Origin of the sequence: Streptomyces sp. NBC_00370 (assembly GCF_036084755.1) — a bacterium.
Lineage (GTDB): Bacteria > Actinomycetota > Actinomycetes > Streptomycetales > Streptomycetaceae > Streptomyces.
This window is the reverse complement of record NZ_CP107968.1, coordinates 2,052,501-2,073,998: the sequence shown is the minus strand read 5'-3', so window position 1 is coordinate 2,073,998 and position 21,498 is coordinate 2,052,501. Positions and strand designations below refer to the sequence as shown.

The following is a 21,498-nucleotide window of genomic DNA, read 5'->3' as shown; positions in this document are numbered from 1 at the left end:
CGGTGAACTCGGCCGGGTGCGGCATCTGTAGGAAACCAACAGGGACCGTACCGAGGGCCTGTCGGTGCCGATTCCTCTCCCGCAGGCCGGTAGCGATAGGTTTTCGCTGTACAGACCGCCGAGGAAAGGGTGATCCGTTGAGCCGCTCGGTTCTCGTCACCGGAGGAAACCGGGGCATCGGCCTCGCCATCGCCCGCGCCTTCGCCGACAACGGCGACAAGGTCGCCGTCACGTACCGCACCGGCGAACCGTCGGCCGAGCTCGTGAAGTCGGGCTGCCTGCCCGTACGTTGCGACATCACCGACGCCGAACAGGTGGAGCAGGCATACAAAGAGATCGAGGAGAAGCACGGTCCCGTCGAGGTGCTGGTGGCCAACGCCGGTATCACGAAGGACCAGTTGCTGATGCGGATGAGTGAGGAGGACTTCACCTCCGTCCTCGACACGAACCTCACCGGCACCTTCCGCGTCGTCAAGCGCGCCAACCGCGCGATGCTGCGGGCCAAGAAGGGCCGGGTCGTCCTGATCTCGTCCGTCGTGGGGCTGCTCGGCTCGGCCGGGCAGGCCAACTACGCCGCCTCCAAGGCCGGTCTCGTCGGTTTCGCCCGCTCGCTCGCCCGCGAGCTGGGTTCGCGCAACATCACCTTCAACGTCGTGTCGCCGGGCTTCGTCGACACCGACATGACGAAGGTGCTCAGCGACGAGCAGCGGGCGGGCATCGTCTCGCAGGTGCCGCTCGGCCGCTACGCGCAGCCGGAGGAGATCGCCGCGACGGTGCGGTTCCTCGCCTCCGACGACGCCTCGTACATCACTGGAGCCGTCATTCCCGTTGACGGCGGATTGGGCATGGGTCACTGATCACATGAGCGGAATTCTCGACGGAAAGCGCATCCTCATCACGGGTGTGCTGATGGAGTCCTCCATCGCCTTCCACGCCGCCAAAGTGGCCCAGGAGCAGGGTGCCGACGTCATCCTGACGGCCTTCCCGCGGCCGACGCTCACCGAGCGCATCGCCAAGAAGCTGCCGAAGCCCGCCAAGGTCATCGAGCTGGACGTGACCAACGCCGAGCACCTGGAGCGGCTGGCGGGACTCGTCAGGGACGAACTCGGTTCGCTGGACGGCGTCGTGCACTCCATCGGCTTCGCCCCGCAGGACGCCCTCGGCGGGAACTTCCTCAACACGCCGTTCGAGTCGGTCGCCACGGCGATGCACGTCTCCGCGTTCTCGCTGAAGTCGCTCACCATGGCGTGCCTGCCGCTGATGAGCGCGGGCGGCTCGGTCGTGGGACTGACCTTCGACGCGCAGTACGCCTGGCCGCAGTACGACTGGATGGGCCCGGCCAAGGCGGCGCTGGAGGCCACCTCCCGCTACCTCGCCCGCGACCTCGGCGAGCGGGACATCCGCTGCAACCTGATCTCGGCGGGACCGATCGGCTCCATGGCCGCCAAGTCCATCCCGGGCTTCGGCGAGCTGGCCGACGTGTGGAACCACCGCTCCCCGCTGGCGTGGGACATGGCCGACCCGGAGCCGGCCGGACGCGGCATCGTCGCGCTGCTGTCGGACTTCTTCCCGAAGACCACGGGCGAGATCGTGCACGTCGACGGCGGCGTCCACATGATGGGTGCCTGACCCCGCACCCGCAGGAAACCCCGCGCACTCAGGCCGGGTGACCGTCCCACGGGACGGTCACCCGGCTTCCGTATGTCACGGACCGTGTCCGTCCGAGTCGAAAAGCGCACGGATTCCCCGCACACTGAACGAACCGGATCATTTCGGGCCGGGTCGTTCCGGGTTCCGTCGTTCCGGGCATCGCGGGGGAGGAGGTCCGAGCATGCGTGCGCTACGCCGACGTACCGCGGCTCTCACCACGGCCGCCCTGATCACCGCCGGATTCGCCGTCTCCTCCGAGGTGCGGCACGCCACGGCGCCCACCGCCGCCTCGGGCCCTGCCGCGGCCCCGGCGGCGGACCGGCCGGACCACGAGAGGTACCGGGCCAGCTGCCGCACCCAGATCCACGGCTCGCACGCCGTCGCCTACTGCCACAACCCGTACCCGGAGACCGACCGGGTGAGCCTGCACGTCGAATGCGCCCGCTGGTGGGACATCGACGCGGACAGCGCGCCCGTCACGATCGGCGCCGCCGGGTACGTCCAGCTCACCGACCGGTGCTGGAAGGAGATCCGCTCGGCGTGGGTCAGTCATGAACCGGTCGGACCGGGGAAGCCCGGCAAGACCGGAAAGCCCCGTAAGGCCGGCAAGCCGGGCAAGCCCGTCAGACACGCTCACGCAGACAGCTGAAGGCGTGCCCCGCCGCCTCGCGCCCCGCCGTCTCCACATCACCCGCGTGGATCGCCTCGACCAGCCGCGCGTGGTCCAGCAGGTCCTCGGCCCGCAGCACCTGCCCCACGTCGTCCCGCAGCGCGCTGCGTACGAGATCGCCCAGGTCCGCGTAGAGCGCGCTCAGCACGTCGTTGTGGGAAGCCGCCACCACCGCCAGATGCAGGGACGTGTCGGCCGCGACGAACTGCTCGGCGTCCCCGGCGGCCCACACCTCCTCCCGGCGCGCCAGCAGGGCGTCCAGCTGCCGCAGATCCCGCTCCGTACGGCGCTCGGCGGCCAGCCTCGCCGCTGACGCCTCCAGCGTGGAGCGCAGCTCGGCGACATGGCGCGGATCGGCGCCGGCGAACCTGCGGTGCATCACCCCCGCCAGCTCGCTGGTGGCCGCCACATAGGTCCCCGAACCCTGCCGGATGTCCAGCAGTCCGTTGTGGGCGAGTGCGCGCACCGCCTCCCGGACGGTGTTCCGGGCCACCCCGAGCTGCTCGACCAGCTCGGGCTCGGTGGGGATACGGGAGCCCACCGGCCATTCGCCCGACGTGATCTGGTTCCGCAGCTCCGTGATGACCTGGTCGGAGAGTGCGGAACGCCGGGGAGAGGTCAGCGCCATGGTGCTCCTTGCCTCGATGACGGGAAAGTCTCGCACGGGATTGGACAACCAATCATCCCATGATTCTATGATGGCCGCATGCCCGACGAGATAACGACCGACGAGACCCGGCCCCCGACCCACCGGACCGACCGGGCGAGTGATGTCCCCGCGCCGCACGCCCCGGCCGCCTCGGTATGGCTGACCAGGCTCGTCGTCGTCGGCCTCTTCCTCGCCGCGCTCAACCTTCGCCCGGCCATCACCAGCCTCGGCGCGCTGCTCGAAGACGTACGCGACGGGCTGCACATGAGCGGCAGCGTCGCCGGTGTCCTCACCTCCGTACCGCCCGCCTGCTTCGCCCTCTTCGGCTTCGCCGCGCCCCGCCTCGCCAGGCGCTTCGGCCCCGGCGCCGTCGTCTGCGCCGGGATGCTGGCCATCACGGCGGGCCTGGTGATCCGCCCCTTCGCCGGCGGCACGGCGGCCTTCCTCGCGGCCAGCGCGCTCGCGCTGATGGGGATCGCCGTCAGCAACGTACTCATGCCGGTGATCGTCAAGCGGTACTTCCCCGACCGCGTCGGCACCATGACCGGTCTCTACTCGATGGCCGTCGCCCTCGGCACCGCCCTCGCCGCGGCGGCGACCGTGCCCATGGCCGAAGCCCTCGGCGGCGGCTGGCGCACCGGGCTCGGCATCTGGGTCGTCCCCGCCGTCGTGGCCGTACTGCCCTGGCTCTTCCTCGTACGGGACCGCACCGCAGCCGTCGCACCGGCCGCGCGGCCGGAGAGCACGGCGGACGCCACCCCCGTACCGAGCCTCACCCGCAGCCCCACCGCCTGGGCGATGGCCTGCTTCTTCGGACTGCAGGCCACCGGCGCCTACATCACCATGGGCTGGATGCCGCAGCGCTTCCGCGACGCGGGCATCTCGGCCGGTACCTCGGGTCTGCTGCTCGCCGTGATCATGGTGATGGGCGTGCCGCTGGCCTTCGTGATCCCCCGGCTGGCCACCCGGATGAAGCAGCAGGGCCCGATCGTGGTGGCCCTCGGCGTCTGCGGTCTGATCGCCATCGGCGGCCTGTACGTGGCCCCGGTCGGCGGCGCCTGGCTGTGGGCGGTACTGCTGGGCGTCTCGAACTGCTCGTTCCCGCTGGCCCTGACCATGATCGGCATGCGGTCGCGGTCCGGCGCCGGTGTCGTACGCCTCTCCGCGTTCGTCCAGAGCACCGGCTACCTGATCTCGATCCCGGGCCCGCTGCTGGTCGGAGTCCTCTACCAGCACAGCGGCGGCTGGGGGCTGCCGCTCACGCTGATGGCGGCGCTGCTGGTGCCGCAGATGGCGGCGGGTGTGGTGGCTGGGCGGGACCGGACGATCGAGGACGAATCGCGGGTGCGAGACTGAGCGCATGCCAGTCCTCGACCCGAATCCCCAGAACGGCCAGCAGAAGCTGCTCATCGTGTTCGGCACGATCATCGGCATCATGGTCGTCATCGCCATCATCGCCACCCTGGCGTCGCCCTGATTTTTTGGGGCTCGGTTCGCCTCCGGGGCGCCCAGGGGTTCACTGTTCGTCCCGGGCCCGCCCCGATCACGTGGCGAGTGAGCCGAAGGGGCGCGCCGCTGTCGAAAGGGAGAGCGCGCGCGGGCCCGCGAGGTACGAGTGGGGCGAGCACGGTCGACCGTCGACAGGGGCTTAAAGCGCCCCGGAGGCGAACCGAGCCCTAAAAAGAGGGGGCTAGCACCCCTGTCCCTTAGGGGGGCAGGTTCAGGGTTGAGTGGGTGGGTCACCGGATGGGCTCCGGAGGTCATGATCCGTAGATTCGGACCCATCGAATCGCAGACCCACCCCGCAGCCCACCGGAGGCGGCCATGACGGCCCCAGCGCACCCCCGATCCGCCCGTCCCGCCCAGGGCAGCACGGAGATCAGGCTGCCGTGGTGGGCCATCGCCCTGCCCGCCGTCGCCTTCGCCGCGCTGCTGCTGCTCATGACCGGTACGGGGCAGGCCGAGGCGGCCGCAGGCGATCCGGCCGTCGGCCGGATCCTGGCGCACCTCTTCCAGCTCCTGACCCCGTGACGACCCCGATTTCCGGGTGTCCCGCGACCTCTCCCGTGGAGCCCGTCAACACCCTGCGCCCGGCGGCGCATTTCATGCGAAGCTGGGGTGCATGAGCGTCGATACACCCCGCAGGATCGTCCTACTCCGGCATGCGAAGGCCGACTGGCCCCAGGTGTCCGACCATGAACGGCCGCTGGCCGAGCGGGGCCGCCTGGACGCCTCGATGGCCGGACGCAAGCTCGGTGAGACCGGTATCCCCTTCGACCTGGCAGTCTGCTCGACCTCGGTCAGGACCCGGGAGACCTGGAAGCTCGCCGTGCACGAGATGCCGCACCGGCCCAGGACCGTCTACGAGGAGCGGCTGTACGACGCGTCGCTCGGCGACCTCCTCGCGCTGATCAACGAGACCGCCGACGAGGTGCGGGATCTGCTGGTCATCGGTCACAACCCCGGCATGCACACGCTCGCCGACGCGCTGTCCGGCGGCTCCGAGGGTGACGCGCTCGCCCGTATGACGCAAGGCGGCTTCCCGACCGCGGGATTCGCCGTCGTCGGCTTCACCGGCACCTGGAAGTCGGTGGAACACGGCGTGGGCAAGCTCGTCGACTACTGGGCACCGCACGACTGATCAGCGGCCGCTGACCCCTGACATCACCCGGCCCCGGCGCGGACGATCCGCGCCGGGGCCTCGTACGTCCGCAGCCGGCCGGTGTACTGCCGGTGCATGGCCGGTCCGCGCTCAGTACTCCTCCGTGACACCGTCCTCGTCGTCCGCCGTCTCGACCTCGTCGCGTGTGATGCCCAGCAGGTACAGGACGGTGTCGAGGAACGGCACGTTCACCGCCGTGTGCGCCGCCTCGCGCACCACCGGCTTGGCGTTGAACGCGACCCCGAGCCCCGCAGCGTTCAGCATGTCGAGGTCGTTGGCGCCGTCGCCGATCGCCACGGTCTGCGCCAGCGGCACCCCCGCCTCGGCTGCGAACCTGCGCAGCAGCCTGGCCTTGCCCGCGCGGTCGACCACATCGCCGACCACCCGTCCGGTGAGCTTGCCGTCCACGATCTCCAGTGTGTTGGCGGCGGCGAAGTCGAGCCCGAGCTGTTCCTTGAGCGCGTCGGTCACCTGGGTGAACCCCCCCGAGACCACGCCCACTTGGTAGCCGAGCCGCTTGAGCGTACGGATCAGGGTGCGGGCCCCCGGTGTGAGCCGTACCTCCGTACGCACCTTGTCGACCACCGAGACGTCGAGCCCGGCGAGCAGCGCCACCCGCGCGTGCAGGGACTGCTCGAAGTCCAGCTCGCCGAGCATGGCCCGCGCGGTGACCTCGGCGACCTCCGCCTCACAGCCCGCGTGCGCCGCGAAGAGTTCGATGACCTCGTCCTGGATCAGGGTCGAGTCCACGTCCATGACCACCAGCCGCTGGGCCCTGCGCTGGAGTCCGGCGGCGACCACCGCCACATCCACACCGATCTCGGCGGCCTCGGGTGCGAGCCGGCTGCGCAGCTGCTCGGTGGGCGCGCCGGAGACCGCGAACTCGACCGCCGTGACGGGGTACTTGGCCAGTCGGAAGATCCGGTCGATGTTCCCGCCGACCGAGGTGATGCCGGCGGCGATGGCGGCGGTCGACTCGGCCGTCAGCGGGTTGCCGAGCACGGTGACATGTGAACGGCCGCTGCCGCGCGGCCGGTTGTCGCCCATGCCGGAGATGATCTCGGCCTGGAGTTTGAGGGATTCGGTCCAGCTGTGCACGGTGGCCCGCAGTTCGCCCTCGGTCGTGCCGCCGACCGTCGGCGCCGTGATGAGCGCGCACAGGACGATACGGCCACGGGTGACGACCTGCTCGATGTCGATGACGTCGACGGAGTAGGCCGCGAGGGTGTCGAAGAGGCCGGCGGTGATCCCGGGGCGGTCCTTCCCGAAGATCTTTACCAGAAGAGTGGGGACGTCAGCGGTCTGATTCGGCTGCGATGCGCTCATGGTGATCCCACCGTAGCGGGCGGCGCCCCGGGACCGGCCGGCCGTCCCGCGTGCCGGACAAACACGGTATTCGGTGGGCCCGACTTTCCGAGGAAGGGCCGAGCCTGAAATAGTTCCCCCCGATGTTCGCCATCCCTAGACTCCCTGTGATGGGGGTACCTCGGGGGAAAACTAGTGGGGCGCGGAGTGCCGGAACTCGTACTGGAATTGAACGGAAGGACCTGGACTCTCGATCCGTCCAGGTCGTACACACTTGGCCGGGATCCACAGGGGGACCTGGTGATCGACGACGCCAGGGTCTCGTGGCGTCACGCCACCATCAGCCGGGGAGCCCGCAGTTGGGTCATGGAGGACCACGGCAGCACCAACGGCACCTACTCACAGGGCCAGCGCGTGCAGCAGTTGGAGCTGGGTCCCGGCTCCGTGGTGCATCTCGGTAATCCCACCGACGGGCCGCGGATGAGTCTCACGGCGGCCCCGCAGTCGGCGCCGGCGCAGGCCGTGCCGCAGCAGGCCCAGCCGGCTCAGCAACAAGCCATGGCCCCCGCGGCGCCGCAGGCAGCCGCGGGGGCGCCACAGGCCCCGGCCCAGCCGCAGCAGGGCTGGCCGCAGACACCGCAGACACCGGCACCGCAGGCACAGTTCCCGCCCGCGCCCGTGCCGCAGCAGAGTTCCGCAGCGGGCGGCGCCGCGGGGGCGCCGCCGGTGTACGGGGACCGCAGCCCCACCACGTTCCACCAGCTCTCGCTCGGCCGGGTCATGCGCATCGGCCGTGCCCTGGAGAACGAACTGGTCGTCTCCGACCTCCAGGTCTCCCGGCTGCACGCCGAGTTCACCGCGATGCCCGACGGCCGCTTCGAGATCCGCGACCTCGGCTCGCACAACGGCACGTACGTCAACGGGCAGCCGATCGCCAAGTCCGGCACGGTCCTCCTCAGCCCCGACGACGTCGTCGGTGTGGGGCACTCGGCCTTCCGGCTCGTCGGCGACCGCCTTGAGGAGTTCGTCGACACCGGCGAGGTGTCCTTCTCCGCCCGCCATCTCACCGTGACGGTCGACGGCGGCAAGCAGATCCTCAAGGACGTCTCCTTCGGCGTCCCCGAGAAGTCGCTGATCGCGGTCATCGGCCCGTCGGGCTCCGGCAAGTCCACCCTGCTCAAGGCGCTGACCGGCTACCGGCCCGCCGACCAGGGCGACGTCCTGTACGACAACAGGAACCTGTACAAGCAGTTCGCCGAGCTGCGCCAGCGCATCGGTCTGGTCCCGCAGGACGACATCCTGCACAAGGAACTGACCGTCAGGAAGGCGCTCAAGTACGCGGCCAAGCTCCGCTTCCCCGGTGACACGGCGGAGGCCGAGCGCGAGTCCCGTATCGACGAGGTGCTGCGCGAGCTGAAGCTCGACGTGCACAAGGAGAAGAAGGTCACCTCCCTCTCCGGTGGCCAGCGCAAGCGCGTCTCCGTCGCGCTCGAACTGCTCACCAAGCCGTCGCTGATCTTCCTGGACGAGCCGACCTCGGGCCTCGACCCGGGCATGGACCGCGACGTCATGCAGCTGCTGCGCGGCCTCGCCGACGACGGCCGTACGGTCCTGGTCGTCACCCACTCCGTGGCCGAGCTGGCGATCTGCGACAAGCTGCTCGTCATGGCGCCCGGCGGCTCCGTCGCGTACTTCGGCCCGCCGGAGGAAGCGCTCAACTTCTTCGGCTACGGCAGCTGGGCGGACGTCTTCTCGGCGTTCGAGAACTACCGCGACTACGACTGGGCGGGCCGCTGGCGCGGCTCCGAGCACTACCAGATATACGCGGCCGACATCGACGCCGTCGCCGTCCAGACCGCGCAGCTCCCCTCGCGGGCGCAGATGCGGCCGCCGAAGCCGCAGAGCTGGGGCTCCCAGCTGTGGACGCTGATCCGGCGCTATGTCGCGGTGATCGCGTCCGACCGCGGATTCCTCGGACTCATGGTGCTGCTGCCCGCGATCCTCGGCGGGGTGAGTGTGGTGATCCCGGCGAAGTTCGGACTGGGCCCGCCCACACCGCCCGCGCGCTTCAACGGCGGCGCCGGCATGATCATGATGATTCTCGTGGTCGGCATGTGCTTCTCGGGCTCGGCCAACTCCGTACGAGAGCTGATCAAGGAGCGGGTGATCTACGAACGGGAACGGTCGGTCGGCCTGTCCCGCTCCGCGTACCTGATGTCCAAGGTCATCGTGCTCGGTGTGATCACGGCCCTGCAGGCCGTCATCATCTGCGGCATCGGCTTCTCGGTGCGCGACCTGCCGGCCGAGGGGCTGGTCACCAACCCGGCCGTCGAACTGTGCCTGGCGATCATCGGCATCGGCTTCACCTCGATGATGTTCGGTCTGGTGATCTCCTCCCTGGTCAAGACGGCCGAGAAGACCATGCCGCTGCTCGTGATGTTCGCGATCGTGCAGCTCGTCTTCACCGGCACGCTCTTCCAGATCTTCGGCAAGGCCGGGCTCGACCAGTTCGCCTGGCTGATGCCCTCGCGCTGGGCACTCAGCGCGGCGGGCGCGACGCTCGACCTGTCGCACCTGATGGCGCCGTGGGACCCGGAGAAGCCGAACGACCTCGACCCGCTGTGGGAGCACTCGGCCACCCAGTGGAGCATCGACATGATCGCGCTGATCGCGCTCGGGGTCATCTGCGGCTTCATCGTGTCGCGGCTGCTGCGCCGCCACGAGCCCGAGGTCATGCGCAAGTAGCGCATCGCCAGGAGACGTACACGCGCCGGAGGGCGGCACCCCAGCGGGTGCCGCCCTTCGGCGTACGGATGGCGCGGCTCAGTAGGCGCTGTTGACGTTGTCCATCGAGCCGTACCGGTCGGCCGCGTAGTTGGCCGCGGCGACGATGTTGGCGACGGGGTCGTAGATGTTATTGGGCGTTCCGGAGACGTGGTACGTCTTGAACGTCGGGGGGATGACCTGGAGCAGGCCCTTCGACGGTATACCGTTGCGGGCGTTGATGTCCCAGTTGTTGATGGCCATCGGGTTGCCCGACGACTCACGGATGATGTTGCGGTGCAGCCCGTTGTACGAACCCGGGATGCCGTGCTTCTTCATGATCGACAGGGACTCACGGATCCAGCCGTCGAGGTTGTTGGCGTAGACCGGCTTGCGAACCGTCGAGCGGTTGGCGGCCTGGCCCTTGGCGCGCTTCTTGGCTGCCGCGGCCTTCGCCTTGGCGGCCGCCTTGGCCTTGGCTGCCTTCTCGGCCTTGGCCTTCTTGGCTGCCTCGGCCTTGGCCTTGGCGTCCTTCTCCGCCTTGACCGTCTTGGCGTGGGACGCCGCCTTGGCGAACGCCTGGGCCTGGACCTTGGCGGCGTTCTCGGCGGAAAGCTGCTGCTTGGCGATGCTCGCGTGGAGCGCTGACGCCTGGGTTCCCGAAGTGGAGTTCCAGGCCACCGGCGCTGCGGCGGCCACGGAGTGGGAATCGACGTCGGCGGATGCGTTACCGGGGACCAGGGAGAACGCCAGTGAGGCGGCGCCGATCGCGGCGATGCCGGCGATCGAAACCTTGTGGGTCTTGCTCAGGCGACTGTGACCAGGGGTGCGTGACGCGGACATAGAGACGTACCTCTTCGAATAGCGGGAGTCGCGGAGGCCGGGAGGCCCACTGCCTTCCGGCGGCGACGGACGCAATTCTTAGCGGTAGCAAAAACCTGTGGCAAAGGTGTGACGTACGAAGCTGGATAGTGGGACGGGGTGTGGGGCAGGGGGTAGTCAAGTCGCCCATTTACCCACTTATGCCGAGCTAACACCCGGGACATTGTCGACTAATCCCCTTCGTAAGTGATGTGCGTCCTATGTGCGGCGTCACATCGGGGCGATGACAGTTTCACCAAACGTCGCGTTCGCAACGCACAGCGTGAGTGGTCTCATCCCCCAGGAGGAGATGGACGTCGCCGAACTCGTGCCAGAGGTAGCGCTCACGCAGTGCCTCGGTATAACCCCGGCTCAGCGCGGCCCGCCCCGCGACGGCCTCCAGCATCAGCAGATGGGAGGCCGCCGGCTCGTGCAGCCCCGTCAGCAGCCCGTCCACCGCCAGCACCCCACGGCGCGGCGTGATCACCAGATCCGTCCACCCCGAAGCCGCCCGCACCACCCCGGTGGGCCCCGCAGCCGACTCCAGCGCCCGCACCGCCGTCGTACCGACGGCCACGACCCGGCCGCCACCCGCACGCGCCGCGTTCACCAGCCGCGCCGACGCGGCGGGCACCGCGAACCGCTCCGGGTACGGCGGCTCGTGCGCCTCCGCCGACGCCACCCCCGTATGGAGCGTGATCGGCGCGAACTGCACCCCCCTGCTCACCAGCTCCGCCACAAGACCCGCGGTGAAGGGCCGCCCGGCGCTCGGCATCTCCGCGGAACCCGAGCCGTCGGCCGCAGGCAGCGCGAAGACCGTCTGGTACGCCGACAGCGGCTGGTCCCGCTCCGTGTACCCGTACCGGATCGGCCGCCCGTACGCCCGCAGCAGCCCCGGCACGTCGACGTCCTCGGCCCGCGCCCACCACAGCCGGTCGCCCGCCGGGTCCAGCGGCCGCTCCAGCACCAGCCGTCCCCCGCCCGGCAGCCGGACGACCGTGCCGGCGGGGCCGCCCGCGCGCGGCAGCGTCGTACCCCCGGCAGCCGGGTCGGGGGTGCGCAGCTCGACCGCCCACCGCCCGTCGTCACCCCGCGTCGAGAAGTGTGTGACGACCCGCTCACCACGGATCCGCCCGTTCACCGCCGCCGCCAGCGTCGCCGACGTGTTCACCACCAGGACGTCCCCGGCCCGCAGCTGCCCGGGCAGCTCGCGGAAGACATGGTGCGAGACGCGGGTGCCGTGCGACACCAGCAGTCGTACGTCGTCACGGCCCGCCCCGCGCTGCTCGGCCGGTACCCGCGCCGACAGCTCGGCCGGCACCCGCGGAATGTCCAGACCCCGCTCCACCGGTGCCCGCCTCACACCGTCCACCCCTTCAGCGAAGGGGCCGTGTACCGGCCGCTCGCCGGACGGCGCTCCAGCAGCCGCAGGAAGCCCGGCACCACCGACGCCGGCTCGGGACGCGGATCCGTGTCGTCCGGCACGGCCGCCGCGTACAGCTCGGTCCGCATGTCACCCGGATCGACCGCCCACACCCGCAGCCCCGGCTCCTCCACGGCGAGCACAGCCGCCAGATGGTCGAGCGCCGCCTTCGACGCCCCGTAACCGCCCCACGTCTCGTACGCCTCCGCCGCGGCGTCCGAACTCACCGCGATCACCGTCCCCGCAGTACTCGCCCGCAGCAGCGGCAGCGCCTCCTGCACCAGCCCCAGCGCCGCCACCACATTCGTCTCCAGCGCCGCCCGCAGCCCCGCGAGACCCAGCCGCTCCAGCCGCACCAGCGGCTGCGCCCCCAGCGCGCTCGCGTTGCTCACCAGCAGATCGAGCCCGCCGAGCCCGGCGGCGGCCGCCACCAGCTCCGCCCGGTGCCCGCCGTCCGTGACGTCCCCCGCGACCGCCACCACCCGCGTCCCGTGCCGCCCGGCCTCCCGCGCCGCCTCGTCCAGCGCCTCCGGGGTCCTGGCGTCCAGCACCAGATCCCAGCCGCGCTCGGCGAGCCCGTCGGCCAGGGCCCGGCCCAGCCCCTTCGAAGCCCCCGTGATGATCGCTACCGGCATGACAACCGCTCCCTCTCCCGTCGCGACGGGACCGTCTGCGAACACCCGTCGATGCCCTCAACGTAGGAACGCCGCACCGCCCGCCGCCTCGGCCGCGGGCACCCGCGCCGCAGGGCATTTGGACCTAGGTCCCAAGGCCCGTCGACAGGGTGCGTCCGGCCGATCCGCCGGGCCCGCCGGCGCCGGTACGGTGAGGCCATGACCCACAGTCCGAGCTCCGGCCTCGCCGCCGTGAGCACCGCGCTCCTCGCGATGAGCAGGCATCTGGAGGTGCGCGACGTCCTCAAGACGATCGTCGTGTCCGCCCGTGAACTGCTCGACGCCGAGTACGCGGCGCTCGGCGTCCCGGACGACCACGGCGGCTTCGCCCAGTTCGTCGTGGACGGCGTCAGCGACGAACAGTGGAAGGCCATCGGGCCGCTGCCCCGGCAGCACGGCATCCTCGCCGCGATGCTCAGGGACGAGCAGGTCGAACGGCTCGACGACGTACGCGAGGACCCCCGCTTCGGCGGCTGGCCGTCCGCCCACCCCGACATGTCCGACTTCCTCGGCATGCCGGTCAGGGACGGCGACGAAACACTCGCCGCCCTCTTCCTGGCCAACAAGCGCTGCCCGGACCGCACCCCCGGCGACGCCAAAGGCTGCGCCTTCACCGAGGAGGACGCCGAACTCCTCGAAATCCTCGCCCAGCACGCGGCCATCGCCCTCACCAACGCCCGGCTCTACGAGCGCAGCCGCGAGCTGACCATCAGCGAGGAACGCTCACGCCTCGCACACGAACTCCACGACGCCGTCAGCCAGAAACTCTTCTCGCTGCGGCTGACCGCCCAGGCCGCCGCCACCCTCGTCGACCGGGACCCGGCACGCGCCAAGGGCGAACTCCAGCAGATCGTCACCCTCGCCGCCGAAGCCTCCGACGAACTGGGCGCCGCCGTGATCGAGCTGCGCCCGGCCGCCCTGGACGAGGACGGACTCGTCAACACCCTGCGCGCCCACATCAAGGTCCTCGACCGCGCCCACGCCGCCCGCGTCACCTTCGACACCTGCGGAGTACGGGCCCTGCCGTCCGCCCAGGAGGAAGCGCTGCTGCGCGTCGCCCAGGAAGCCCTGCACAACGCGCTGCGGCACTCGGCCGGCGACCGCGTCGACGTCTCCCTGATGCGCCGCGGCCCGGGCGCCGTGCTCAGCGTCACCGACAACGGCAAGGGCTTCGAACCCCGGACGGTCCGCCGAGCGGGCCGGCACCTCGGTCTCGTCTCGATGCGGGACCGGGCGAGCGGCGCCGGCGGCAGACTCACCGTGCAATCGGCGCCCGGCCAGGGCACCACGATCGAGATGGAGGTGCCCGGTGGGTGACAAGGCGATCCGTGTCCTGCTCGTCGACGACCACCAGGTGGTCCGGCGCGGCCTGCGCACATTCCTGGAGGTCCAGGGCGACATCGAAGTCGTGGGCGAGGCGGGCGACGGCGCCGAAGGCGTCGCCGGCGCGGAGGCGCTGCGGCCCGACGTCGTCCTGATGGACATCAAGATGCCGGGCATGGACGGCATCGAGGCGCTGCGCAAGCTCCGCGAACTCGCCAACCCGGCGAAGGTGCTGATCGTCACCAGCTTCACCGAGCAGCGCACGGTGGTCCCGGCGCTGCGGGCCGGCGCCGCGGGATACGTATACAAGGACATCGACCCCGAAGCGCTCGCCGACGCCATCCGCTCCGTACACGCGGGCCACGTACTGCTCCAGCCCGAGGTCGCGGGCGCCCTGCTGGCCCAGGACGACCGGGGGAGCGGCCAGGGGCGCGGCACGACACTGACCGAGCGGGAACGCGAGGTACTGGTCCTGATCGCCGACGGCCGCTCCAACCGGGAGATCGCCCGCGCCCTCGTTCTCTCCGAGAAGACGGTCAAGACCCACGTTTCGAACATCCTGATGAAACTCGATCTCGCCGACCGGACCCAGGCGGCGCTGTGGGCCGTCCGACATGGGATAACCGGCTGATACGGATCGGCGACCACCAATCTGAGATTCATACCGTCGGGTGTATGTCACCCACACGGCGCAACCTGAGCGAGGTCCCGGCGTTCTCCATGGCGTGCTGCGGCGTACCGGCCGCAGCCTTTGCGAGGAGGATTCCAATAATGAAGAACCTGAAGAAGGCCGCCGCCCTCACCATGATCGCCGGCGGCATCGTCGCAGCGGGCGCGGGCGCCGCGTCCGCCACGGAGGGCCCGCAGGGCCACCAGGGCCCGGCGGCGCACGCCCAGGCCGACGGCCAGGCCGTGCAGTCCCCGGGCATCGCCTCCGGCAACCTTGTGCAGATCCCGGTCCACGTGCCGGTCAACGTGGTGGGCAACACGGTCAACGTGATCGGCCTGCTGAACCCGGCCTTCGGCAACAGCGGCCTGAACGCCTAGCGGCCCCTCTTTTTTAGGGCTCGGTTCGCCTCCGGGGCGCTTTTAGCCCCTGTCGACGGTCGACCGTGCTCGGTCCGCTCGTTCCTCGCGGGCCTGCGCGCGGTCTCTCTTTCGACAGCGGCGCGCCCCTTCGGCTCACTCGCCACGGGGCGGGCCGGGACGGTCAACGCGGCGCTTTGCGCCTCTGTCGACGGTCGGGGCCTGTGCGCGGTCTCCCTTTCGACAGCGGCGCGCCCCTTCGGCTCACGCCCCTCTTTTTTAGGGCTCGGTTCGCCTCCGGGGCGCCTTATGCCCCTGTCGACGGTCGACCGTGCTCGGTCCGCTCGTTCCTCACGGACCTGCGCGCGCTCTCCCTTTCGACAGCGGCGCGCCCCTTCGGCTCACTCGCCGGGGCGGGACGGTCAGTACGGGCCGTCCCGCCCCCGGCGGGGGCTTAATACAATCCGTCGCGCTCGCGTTCCTCCACGTACGCGTTGTACGACGCCACCTGCGCGCGGCGCGCCACTCGTTCCACCGGGCGTAGCGCCGCGACCCGCGCGGACATCTCCGACGCGCTCACCGCGCCGCCCGGGCCGTGTTCGTACGCCAGTGACACCAGCAGTCCGATGCGCTCCGCGAGCAGAAGCACCCGCGCCGCGCGCGGCGGATAGCCCGGGGCCAGCACATCGCGGCCCCGCTCCGCCCGTGCCCGGTACGCGTCGAGCGCCGCGTCTGCCACCGGGCCCGACGCCGCCACGTCCAGCCGCGACAGCACCTCCGTCGCGTCCCGCAGCGCCTCGGCCAGTTCCCGCTCCGCCTCGCCGAGCGACGGCACGTCCGCCGGCGGCGCCTCGCGTACCGGCAGGCAGTGCCAGACGACCTCGACGTGCCGGTCCCCGTCGGGGCCGACCGCTGTGACCTCCGGCACCAAGCCGTACGGCGCCCCCGAGGCGACCACCGCCTCCTCCGCCTCCAGCGCACGCGCGTTGAAGTCCGGCGGCCCGCTGAGCCCCAGCGGATGGCCCGGCGCGGGCAGCGCGACCCGGTAGCCGGTCACCCCGAGCGCCCGCAGCCGGCCGAAGGCCAGCGTCAGTCCCACCGGGCCCGGCTCACCCGGCAGCCCCTCCACCCGGTGCACCGCATCGTCGCCGACGACGGCGTCCGCCGCGTCGTCCGGCGACACAAACCCGGCCAACAGGGCGTTCCCCCATGCGGCCAACAGTCCTGAGCGTGGTTCCAGAAGCATGGGACCAGCCTAGGTAATGGACCTCAGGACCGGACCACCCAACCGGTGGCGTAGGTTTTGCCCTGGGAGCTGCGCCTACAGGCGCACCCGAAACTCAAGACGATTGCATGGGGAGACAACGCGCTCATGAGCGATGTACTGGAGCTGGTGGACGTATCCGTGGTCCGCGAAGGACGCGCTCTGGTGGACGATGTCTCCTGGTCCATCAAGGAAGGCGAGCGCTGGGTGATCCTCGGCCCCAACGGCGCCGGCAAGACCACCCTCCTCAACCTCGCCTCCAGCTACCTCTTCCCGACCAGCGGCACCGCCCGCATCCTCGGTGAGCAGCTCGGCAAGGTCGACGTCTTCGACCTGCGCCCCCGGATCGGTGTCGCCGGCGTCGCCATGTCCGAGAAGCTGCCCAAGCGGCAGACCGTCCTGCAGACCGTGCTCACCGCCGCGTACGGCATGACGGCCACCTGGAACGAGAACTACGACGAGGTCGACGAGCAGCGCGCCCGCGCCTTCCTCGACCGCCTCGGCATGACCGACTTCCTGGACCGCAAGTTCGGCACCCTCTCCGAGGGCGAGCGCAAGCGCACCCTGATCGCCCGCGCGATGATGACCGACCCGGAGCTGCTGCTCCTGGACGAGCCCGCCGCAGGACTCGACCTCGGCGGTCGCGAGGACCTGGTACGCCGGCTCGGCCGGCTCGCGCGCGACCCGTACGCGCCGTCCATGATCATGGTCACCCACCACGTCGAGGAGATCGCGCCCGGCTTCACGCACGTCCTCATGATCCGCCAGGGCAAGGTCCTCGCGGCCGGCCCCATGGAGACCGAGCTGACCTCCCGCAACCTCTCCCGCTGCTTCGGCCTGCCGCTCGTCGTCGAGCGCACCGGCGAGCGCTGGACCGCGCAGGGCCTGCCCCTCAAGTAAGCACGAGCACACGGCACGAGCACACAGCGCAAGCGCACCGAACGGGCACGTCCACCCGTCGCCCCGTCAAGTCGCCCTCAAGTGACCTGATATGGCCACTGTCCCGACCGGGATCGCCGGACCTACCATGACGTTGTGGAAATCGACGCGTGGGTGTGGTGGCTGATCGGCGCTGTCGGGCTGGGGATCCCGCTCGTCATGACCGCGATGCCCGAGTTCGGAATGTTCTCGGCCGGAGCCGTCGTGGCGGCCGTCGTCGCCGCGCTCGGTGGCGGCATCGTCGCCCAAGTCCTCGTCTTCGTCGTGGTGTCCGTCGCGCTCGTCGCCGTCGTACGGCCCGTCGCGGCCCGGCACAACGCCCAACGCCCCAATCTGCGCACCGGAATCGACCGGCTGAAAGGCCGCTCGGCCGTCGTACTGGAACGGGTCGACCGCGGTGGTGGCCGGATCAAGCTGGCCGGTGAGGTGTGGTCGGCGCGCTCGTTCGACGCCGACCAGTCGTACGAACCAGGCCAGGAGGTCGACGTCGTCGAGATCGACGGCGCGACGGCGGTGGTCATGTGAGCCAAACCCCTGGTCATGTGAGCCAACCTGGGTGAACAGCCCCCGCTCACGCCCCTGTTCTGCGAAACTCGATCATCAGAATATCCGGCAGCGAAGGGCCCGAGGAACGCGATGTCAGCAATCATCATCGTCCTGGTCATCCTGGTGGTGCTTGTCTTCATCGCCCTGATCAAGACGATCCAGGTCATCCCGCAGGCAAGCGCCGCCATCGTCGAGCGGTTCGGCCGCTACACCCGCACACTCAACGCGGGCCTCAACATCGTCGTCCCGTTCATCGACTCGATCCGCAACCGGATCGACCTGCGTGAACAGGTCGTCCCCTTCCCGCCCCAGCCGGTGATCACCCAGGACAACCTGGTCGTCAACATCGACACCGTCATCTACTACCAGGTCACCGACGCCCGCGCCGCGACCTACGAAGTCGCCAGCTACATCCAGGCGATCGAGCAGCTCACCGTCACCACGCTGCGCAACATCATCGGCGGCATGGACCTGGAGCGGACCCTGACCTCCCGCGAGGAGATCAACGCCGCACTGCGCGGAGTCCTCGACGAAGCCACCGGCAAGTGGGGCATCCGCGTCAACCGCGTCGAGCTCAAGGCCATCGAACCGCCCACCTCCATCCAGGACTCGATGGAGAAGCAGATGCGCGCCGACCGTGACAAGCGCGCCGCGATCCTCACCGCCGAAGGTATCCGGCAGTCCCAGATCCTCACGGCCGAAGGCGAGAAGCAGTCCGCGATCCTGCGCGCCGAAGGTGAGGCCAAGGCGGCGGCGCTGCGCGCCGAAGGTGAAGCCCAGGCGATCCGTACCGTCTTCGAGTCGATCCACGCGGGCGACCCCGACCAGAAGCTCCTCGCCTACCAGTACCTCCAGATGCTTCCCAAGATCGCCGAAGGCGACGCCAACAAGCTCTGGATCGTGCCGAGCGAGATCGGCGACGCCCTCAAGGGGCTCAGCGGCGCCTTCGACAACCTCGGATCGGGCATGCCCGGCTTCAACACGGGCAAGGAACGCAGGCAGGACACCCCGCTCGACTGACCAAAAGACCCTTTCGGGCATGATGCGGTGCGTCCGGCACCGCATACCGAAAGGCTCACCGTGACCATCTGGGAGATGCTCGCCGTCTTCGTCGCGGGGATCAGTGCCGGAACCATCAACACCATCGTCGGTTCCGGCACCCTGATCACCTTCCCCGTCCTGCTGGCGACGGGCCTCCCCCCGGTCACCGCCACCGTCTCCAACGCACTCGGCCTGATCCCCGGCTCGATCAGCGGAGCCATCGGCTACCGCGCCGAACTCACCGGCCAGCGCCCCCGCATCCTGCGCCTCGGCGCCGCCGCACTCGTCGGCGGACTCACCGGCGCCGTCCTGCTGCAGGTCCTGCCGTCAACGGCCTTCGAGACGATCGTGCCCGTCCTCGTCGCCCTCGCGCTCGTCCTGGTCGTCCTGCAGCCCCGGATCACCAAGGCCGTCCAGGAACGCCGGGTGCGCGAGCAGAAGACCGCCCGCCCCAACGGCGGCCCGCTGCTCTTCATCGGCCTGCTGCTCGCCAGCGTCTACGGCGGGTACTTCACCGCCGCCCAGGGGATCATCTACCTCTCCCTCATGGGCATGCTGCTCGACGACACCCTGCAACGCCTCAACGCCGTCAAGAACGTCCTCGCCGCGATCGTGAACACCGTCGCCGCGATCCTCTTCCTCTTCGTCGCCGACTTCGACTGGACAGCCGTCGTCCTCATCGCCGTCGGCTCCGCCATCGGCGGACAGATCGGGGCCAAGATCGGCCGGCGTCTGCCGCCGGTGGCGATGCGCGCCATCATCGTCGTCGTCGGAACGGCCGCCATCGTCCAACTGCTGCTGCGCTAGGCGCCTTTACCTGCCGCCTCGCGCCACCACGCGCTACGCGGCGGGCTGCGCCGCCAGCCACAACGGCAGCTCCGAACGCTCACCGGCCCGCAGCGACAGCAGCATCGCGTCCGCGGGGGACGGCACGAACGGCGGGTGCAGCAACGGCATCCCCGCCTGCTCCGGCGTACGGTCCGCCTTGCGGTGATTGTCCTCCGCGCAGGAAGCGACCGTATTCAGCCAGCTGTCGCCGCCCCCACGCGACCTCGGCACCACATGGTCCACCGTCGTCGCACGCCTCCCGCAGTACGCGCACCTGTGCTGGTCCCTGATGAGCACCCCGCGTCTCGACCACGGCGCCTGTCTTCGGAACGGCACTCGTACATAACGGCAGAGCCTGATCACCCGCGGCACCGGAAGCTCGACAGCGGCGGCCCGCACACGGAGATCGGGGTGCGCCTGCTCGACAACGGCCTTGTCCTGCAGCACCAGCACCACCGCACGGTTGAGAGTCACCGTCGACAGCGGCTCGAAGCTCGCGTTCAGTACCAGCGTGTCCCGCATCTCGCCCACCTCCCGTGTGCCGACCCGGCCCCGTTCGGGGGCTGCGGGCTGTGGATCAACTCTGGCCGGGCACGCCGAGAGGGACAACACAATAAAAAAATGCCCTGCTCTGATCTCTCCAAGACCAGGGCAGGGCAAACAACACACAAACGGTCAGCTGTCGGCCGGTGCCGCGTACTCCCCGACGAGCTGCGCACGCGCCAGCGTGTGGAACCGCAGGTTGAAGCCCACGAACGCGGGCGAAGCCGCACTGTCAGGACCGAGCTGCTCGGTGTCCACCGCGTAGACGGTGAACACATAGCGGTGCGCCGGGTCCCCGGCGGGCGGAGCGGCGCCGCCGAAGTCGTTCGTCCCGTAGTCGTTCCGGGCCTGCACCGCACCCTTCGGCAGCCCGTCGAACCCGCCACTGCCGGCCCCGACGGGAAGCTCGGTGACCGACGCCGGGATGTCGAAGACCACCCAGTGCCAGAACCCGCTGCCGGTCGGCGCGTCCGGGTCGAAGCACGTCACGGCGAAGCTCTTCGTCTCCGCGGGAAAGCCCTCCCACCGCAGCTGCGGCGAGGTGTTGCCCTCCGCGTAGACCTGGGCGTCCTTCAGGACCGCCCCGGCCGACACGTCGTCGCTCACCACGGTGAACGACGGCACCTGCGGATGGAAGTCATGGGGGAGCGGAGCCCTCTGCCCGTCAGTCACGTCTGAACCTCCGAATATCGGCAACGACTGTCCTGCTCACCGCCCGAGCCTATGCCTCAGGCTCAGAACCAGTTACGACGGCCGCCCACCTCGGCGAGCCACTGGTTGAGATACGCGGACCAGTCGGTGGACGCGAAATCGTTGAGCCCGACCTGGAACGCCCGGAACGAGTCACTGCCCTCGCTGAAGAGCCCCGGCTTCTTGTCCATCTCCAGAACGACGTCCATCTCCCGGTCGTCGGCGACGAACGTCAGCTCCACCTGGTTGAGCCCCCGGTACTGCTGCGGGGCGTGGAACTCGATCTCCTGGTAGAACGGCAGCCGCTGACGCGTACCGCGCACATGCCCGCGCTCCATGTCCGCGCTCTTGAAGCGGAACCCGAGCTGGATGAACGCGTCGAGGATCGCCTGCTGCGCCGGCAGCGGGTGCACCGTGATCGGGTCCAGATCGCCGGAGTCCAGCGCCCGCGCGATCTCCAGCTCCGTGGTCACACCGATGTTCATCCCGCGCAGCTGCTGCCCGTCGACCGCGGTGACCGGCGTCTCCCACGGGATCTCCAGCCCGAACGGGACCACATGGACGGCCCCCGCCTGAACGGTGAAGGCGCCGCCGATCCGCTGCTTGGTGAACTCGATGTTCTGCTTGAGCTCCTGGTCGTT

Annotated in this window: 24 protein-coding genes (1 of these 24 cut by a window edge); 15 read left to right on the top strand and 9 right to left on the bottom strand. The window is 70.0% G+C overall.

Annotation, left to right across the window (positions count from 1 at the left end):
- Positions 1-137 precede the first annotated feature (137 nt).
- The 3 genes from fabG to OHS57_RS08940 all read left to right on the top strand — a co-directional run bounded on the left by fabG (position 138) and on the right by OHS57_RS08940 (position 2,299).
- Entirely contained in the window at positions 138-857 is a 720-nt protein-coding gene (fabG, locus tag OHS57_RS08950; protein ID WP_041991088.1) for a 3-oxoacyl-[acyl-carrier-protein] reductase, read from the top strand.
- Positions 858-861: 4 nt separating this feature from the next.
- Positions 862-1,629, top strand: a complete 768-nt coding sequence (fabI, locus tag OHS57_RS08945) for an enoyl-ACP reductase FabI (RefSeq protein ID WP_041991090.1) — start codon at positions 862-864, stop codon at positions 1,627-1,629.
- A gap of 202 nt (positions 1,630-1,831) precedes the next feature.
- The gene (locus OHS57_RS08940) at positions 1,832-2,299 is read left to right on the top strand and encodes a hypothetical protein (protein ID WP_328581577.1); all 468 of its coding nucleotides are present in this window, start codon (positions 1,832-1,834) and stop codon (positions 2,297-2,299) included.
- On the opposite strand, the gene OHS57_RS08935 is transcribed toward OHS57_RS08940, so the two are convergent.
- On the bottom strand, positions 2,274-2,948 hold the full coding sequence (locus tag OHS57_RS08935) for a FadR/GntR family transcriptional regulator (RefSeq protein WP_041991092.1): 675 nt from the start codon (positions 2,946-2,948) through the stop codon (positions 2,274-2,276). The genes OHS57_RS08940 and OHS57_RS08935 overlap by 26 nt on opposite strands.
- Positions 2,949-3,026: 78 nt before the next feature.
- Between OHS57_RS08935 and OHS57_RS08930 the strand changes: the two genes are divergently transcribed.
- The 4 genes from OHS57_RS08930 to OHS57_RS08915 all read left to right on the top strand — a co-directional run bounded on the left by OHS57_RS08930 (position 3,027) and on the right by OHS57_RS08915 (position 5,610).
- Positions 3,027-4,325, top strand: a complete 1,299-nt coding sequence (locus OHS57_RS08930) for a CynX/NimT family MFS transporter (RefSeq protein WP_328581576.1) — start codon at positions 3,027-3,029, stop codon at positions 4,323-4,325.
- A 4-nt stretch (positions 4,326-4,329) separates the two neighbouring features.
- Positions 4,330-4,446: an SGM_5486 family transporter-associated protein gene (locus OHS57_RS08925; protein WP_277816765.1), complete on the top strand. Its 117-nt coding sequence runs from the start codon at positions 4,330-4,332 to the stop codon at positions 4,444-4,446.
- Positions 4,447-4,793: 347 nt separating this feature from the next.
- A complete protein-coding gene (locus OHS57_RS08920) occupies positions 4,794-5,000 on the top strand; it encodes a hypothetical protein (RefSeq protein WP_041991096.1) in 207 nt (68 codons plus the stop codon).
- 91 nt (positions 5,001-5,091) lie between these two features.
- Positions 5,092-5,610, top strand: coding sequence for a SixA phosphatase family protein (locus tag OHS57_RS08915; protein WP_041991098.1), 519 nt, complete (start codon positions 5,092-5,094; stop codon positions 5,608-5,610).
- Positions 5,611-5,721: 111 nt separating this feature from the next.
- Here the strand turns inward: OHS57_RS08915 and serB are convergent, their stop codons facing one another.
- Complete coding sequence (gene serB, locus OHS57_RS08910; protein WP_041991100.1) at positions 5,722-6,957, bottom strand: phosphoserine phosphatase SerB; 1,236 nt, start codon at positions 6,955-6,957, stop codon at positions 5,722-5,724.
- 174 nt (positions 6,958-7,131) lie between these two features.
- Here serB and OHS57_RS08905 point away from each other — a divergent pair, with 174 nt between their 5' ends.
- Positions 7,132-9,681: an ABC transporter ATP-binding protein/permease gene (locus OHS57_RS08905; protein ID WP_328581575.1), complete on the top strand. Its 2,550-nt coding sequence runs from the start codon at positions 7,132-7,134 to the stop codon at positions 9,679-9,681.
- A gap of 78 nt (positions 9,682-9,759) precedes the next feature.
- Here the strand turns inward: OHS57_RS08905 and OHS57_RS08900 are convergent, their stop codons facing one another.
- The 3 genes from OHS57_RS08900 to OHS57_RS08890 form a co-directional block, all read right to left on the bottom strand.
- Positions 9,760-10,542, bottom strand: coding sequence for a transglycosylase SLT domain-containing protein (locus tag OHS57_RS08900; protein ID WP_041991104.1), 783 nt, complete (start codon positions 10,540-10,542; stop codon positions 9,760-9,762).
- A gap of 271 nt (positions 10,543-10,813) precedes the next feature.
- Positions 10,814-11,923 carry an S-adenosylmethionine:tRNA ribosyltransferase-isomerase gene (locus OHS57_RS08895; RefSeq protein ID WP_328581574.1) on the bottom strand — a complete coding sequence of 370 codons (1,110 nt, stop codon included), beginning with the start codon at positions 11,921-11,923 and terminating at the stop codon, positions 10,814-10,816.
- Positions 11,920-12,618, bottom strand: a complete 699-nt coding sequence (locus OHS57_RS08890; protein WP_328581573.1) for an SDR family NAD(P)-dependent oxidoreductase — start codon at positions 12,616-12,618, stop codon at positions 11,920-11,922. Before OHS57_RS08890 ends, OHS57_RS08895 begins: the two co-directional genes overlap by 4 nt.
- A gap of 198 nt (positions 12,619-12,816) precedes the next feature.
- On the opposite strand from OHS57_RS08890, the gene OHS57_RS08885 reads away from it, so the two are divergent.
- From OHS57_RS08885 to OHS57_RS08875, 3 genes are all read left to right on the top strand, one after another.
- On the top strand, positions 12,817-13,974 hold the full coding sequence (locus tag OHS57_RS08885; RefSeq protein ID WP_041991108.1) for a GAF domain-containing sensor histidine kinase: 1,158 nt from the start codon (positions 12,817-12,819) through the stop codon (positions 13,972-13,974).
- The gene (locus OHS57_RS08880) at positions 13,967-14,611 is read left to right on the top strand and encodes a response regulator (RefSeq protein WP_041991109.1); all 645 of its coding nucleotides are present in this window, start codon (positions 13,967-13,969) and stop codon (positions 14,609-14,611) included. The genes OHS57_RS08885 and OHS57_RS08880 overlap by 8 nt, the downstream gene beginning before the upstream one ends.
- Positions 14,612-14,751: 140 nt before the next feature.
- Positions 14,752-15,027, top strand: coding sequence for a chaplin (locus tag OHS57_RS08875; protein WP_041991110.1), 276 nt, complete (start codon positions 14,752-14,754; stop codon positions 15,025-15,027).
- Between the two features lie 433 nt (positions 15,028-15,460).
- Here the strand turns inward: OHS57_RS08875 and OHS57_RS08870 are convergent, their stop codons facing one another.
- Positions 15,461-16,252, bottom strand: a complete 792-nt coding sequence (locus OHS57_RS08870; RefSeq protein WP_328581572.1) for a hypothetical protein — start codon at positions 16,250-16,252, stop codon at positions 15,461-15,463.
- 126 nt (positions 16,253-16,378) lie between these two features.
- Here OHS57_RS08870 and OHS57_RS08865 point away from each other — a divergent pair, with 126 nt between their 5' ends.
- The 4 genes from OHS57_RS08865 (at position 16,379) to OHS57_RS08850 (ending at position 19,603) form a co-directional block, all read left to right on the top strand.
- Positions 16,379-17,170, top strand: coding sequence for an ABC transporter ATP-binding protein (locus OHS57_RS08865; protein WP_041991113.1), 792 nt, complete (start codon positions 16,379-16,381; stop codon positions 17,168-17,170).
- 135 nt (positions 17,171-17,305) lie between these two features.
- Positions 17,306-17,734, top strand: coding sequence for an NfeD family protein (locus OHS57_RS08860; protein ID WP_328581571.1), 429 nt, complete (start codon positions 17,306-17,308; stop codon positions 17,732-17,734).
- Positions 17,735-17,845: 111 nt separating this feature from the next.
- Positions 17,846-18,775, top strand: coding sequence for an SPFH domain-containing protein (locus OHS57_RS08855; protein WP_041991117.1), 930 nt, complete (start codon positions 17,846-17,848; stop codon positions 18,773-18,775).
- Positions 18,776-18,835: 60 nt separating this feature from the next.
- Complete coding sequence (locus OHS57_RS08850) at positions 18,836-19,603, top strand: sulfite exporter TauE/SafE family protein (RefSeq protein WP_328581570.1); 768 nt, start codon at positions 18,836-18,838, stop codon at positions 19,601-19,603.
- A gap of 33 nt (positions 19,604-19,636) precedes the next feature.
- Here the strand turns inward: OHS57_RS08850 and OHS57_RS08845 are convergent, their stop codons facing one another.
- From OHS57_RS08845 to OHS57_RS08835, 3 genes are all read right to left on the bottom strand, one after another.
- Positions 19,637-20,146, bottom strand: coding sequence for an HNH endonuclease (locus OHS57_RS08845; RefSeq protein ID WP_041996737.1), 510 nt, complete (start codon positions 20,144-20,146; stop codon positions 19,637-19,639).
- 153 nt (positions 20,147-20,299) lie between these two features.
- Positions 20,300-20,839: a YbhB/YbcL family Raf kinase inhibitor-like protein gene (locus OHS57_RS08840; RefSeq protein WP_041991121.1), complete on the bottom strand. Its 540-nt coding sequence runs from the start codon at positions 20,837-20,839 to the stop codon at positions 20,300-20,302.
- A 62-nt stretch (positions 20,840-20,901) separates the two neighbouring features.
- Positions 20,902-21,498: the 3' portion of a sporulation protein gene (locus OHS57_RS08835; protein ID WP_041991123.1), read on the bottom strand. Its footprint extends 186 nt past the window's final position; only the last 597 of its 783 coding nucleotides appear in the window; its start codon lies off the right edge, out of view; the stop codon is at positions 20,902-20,904.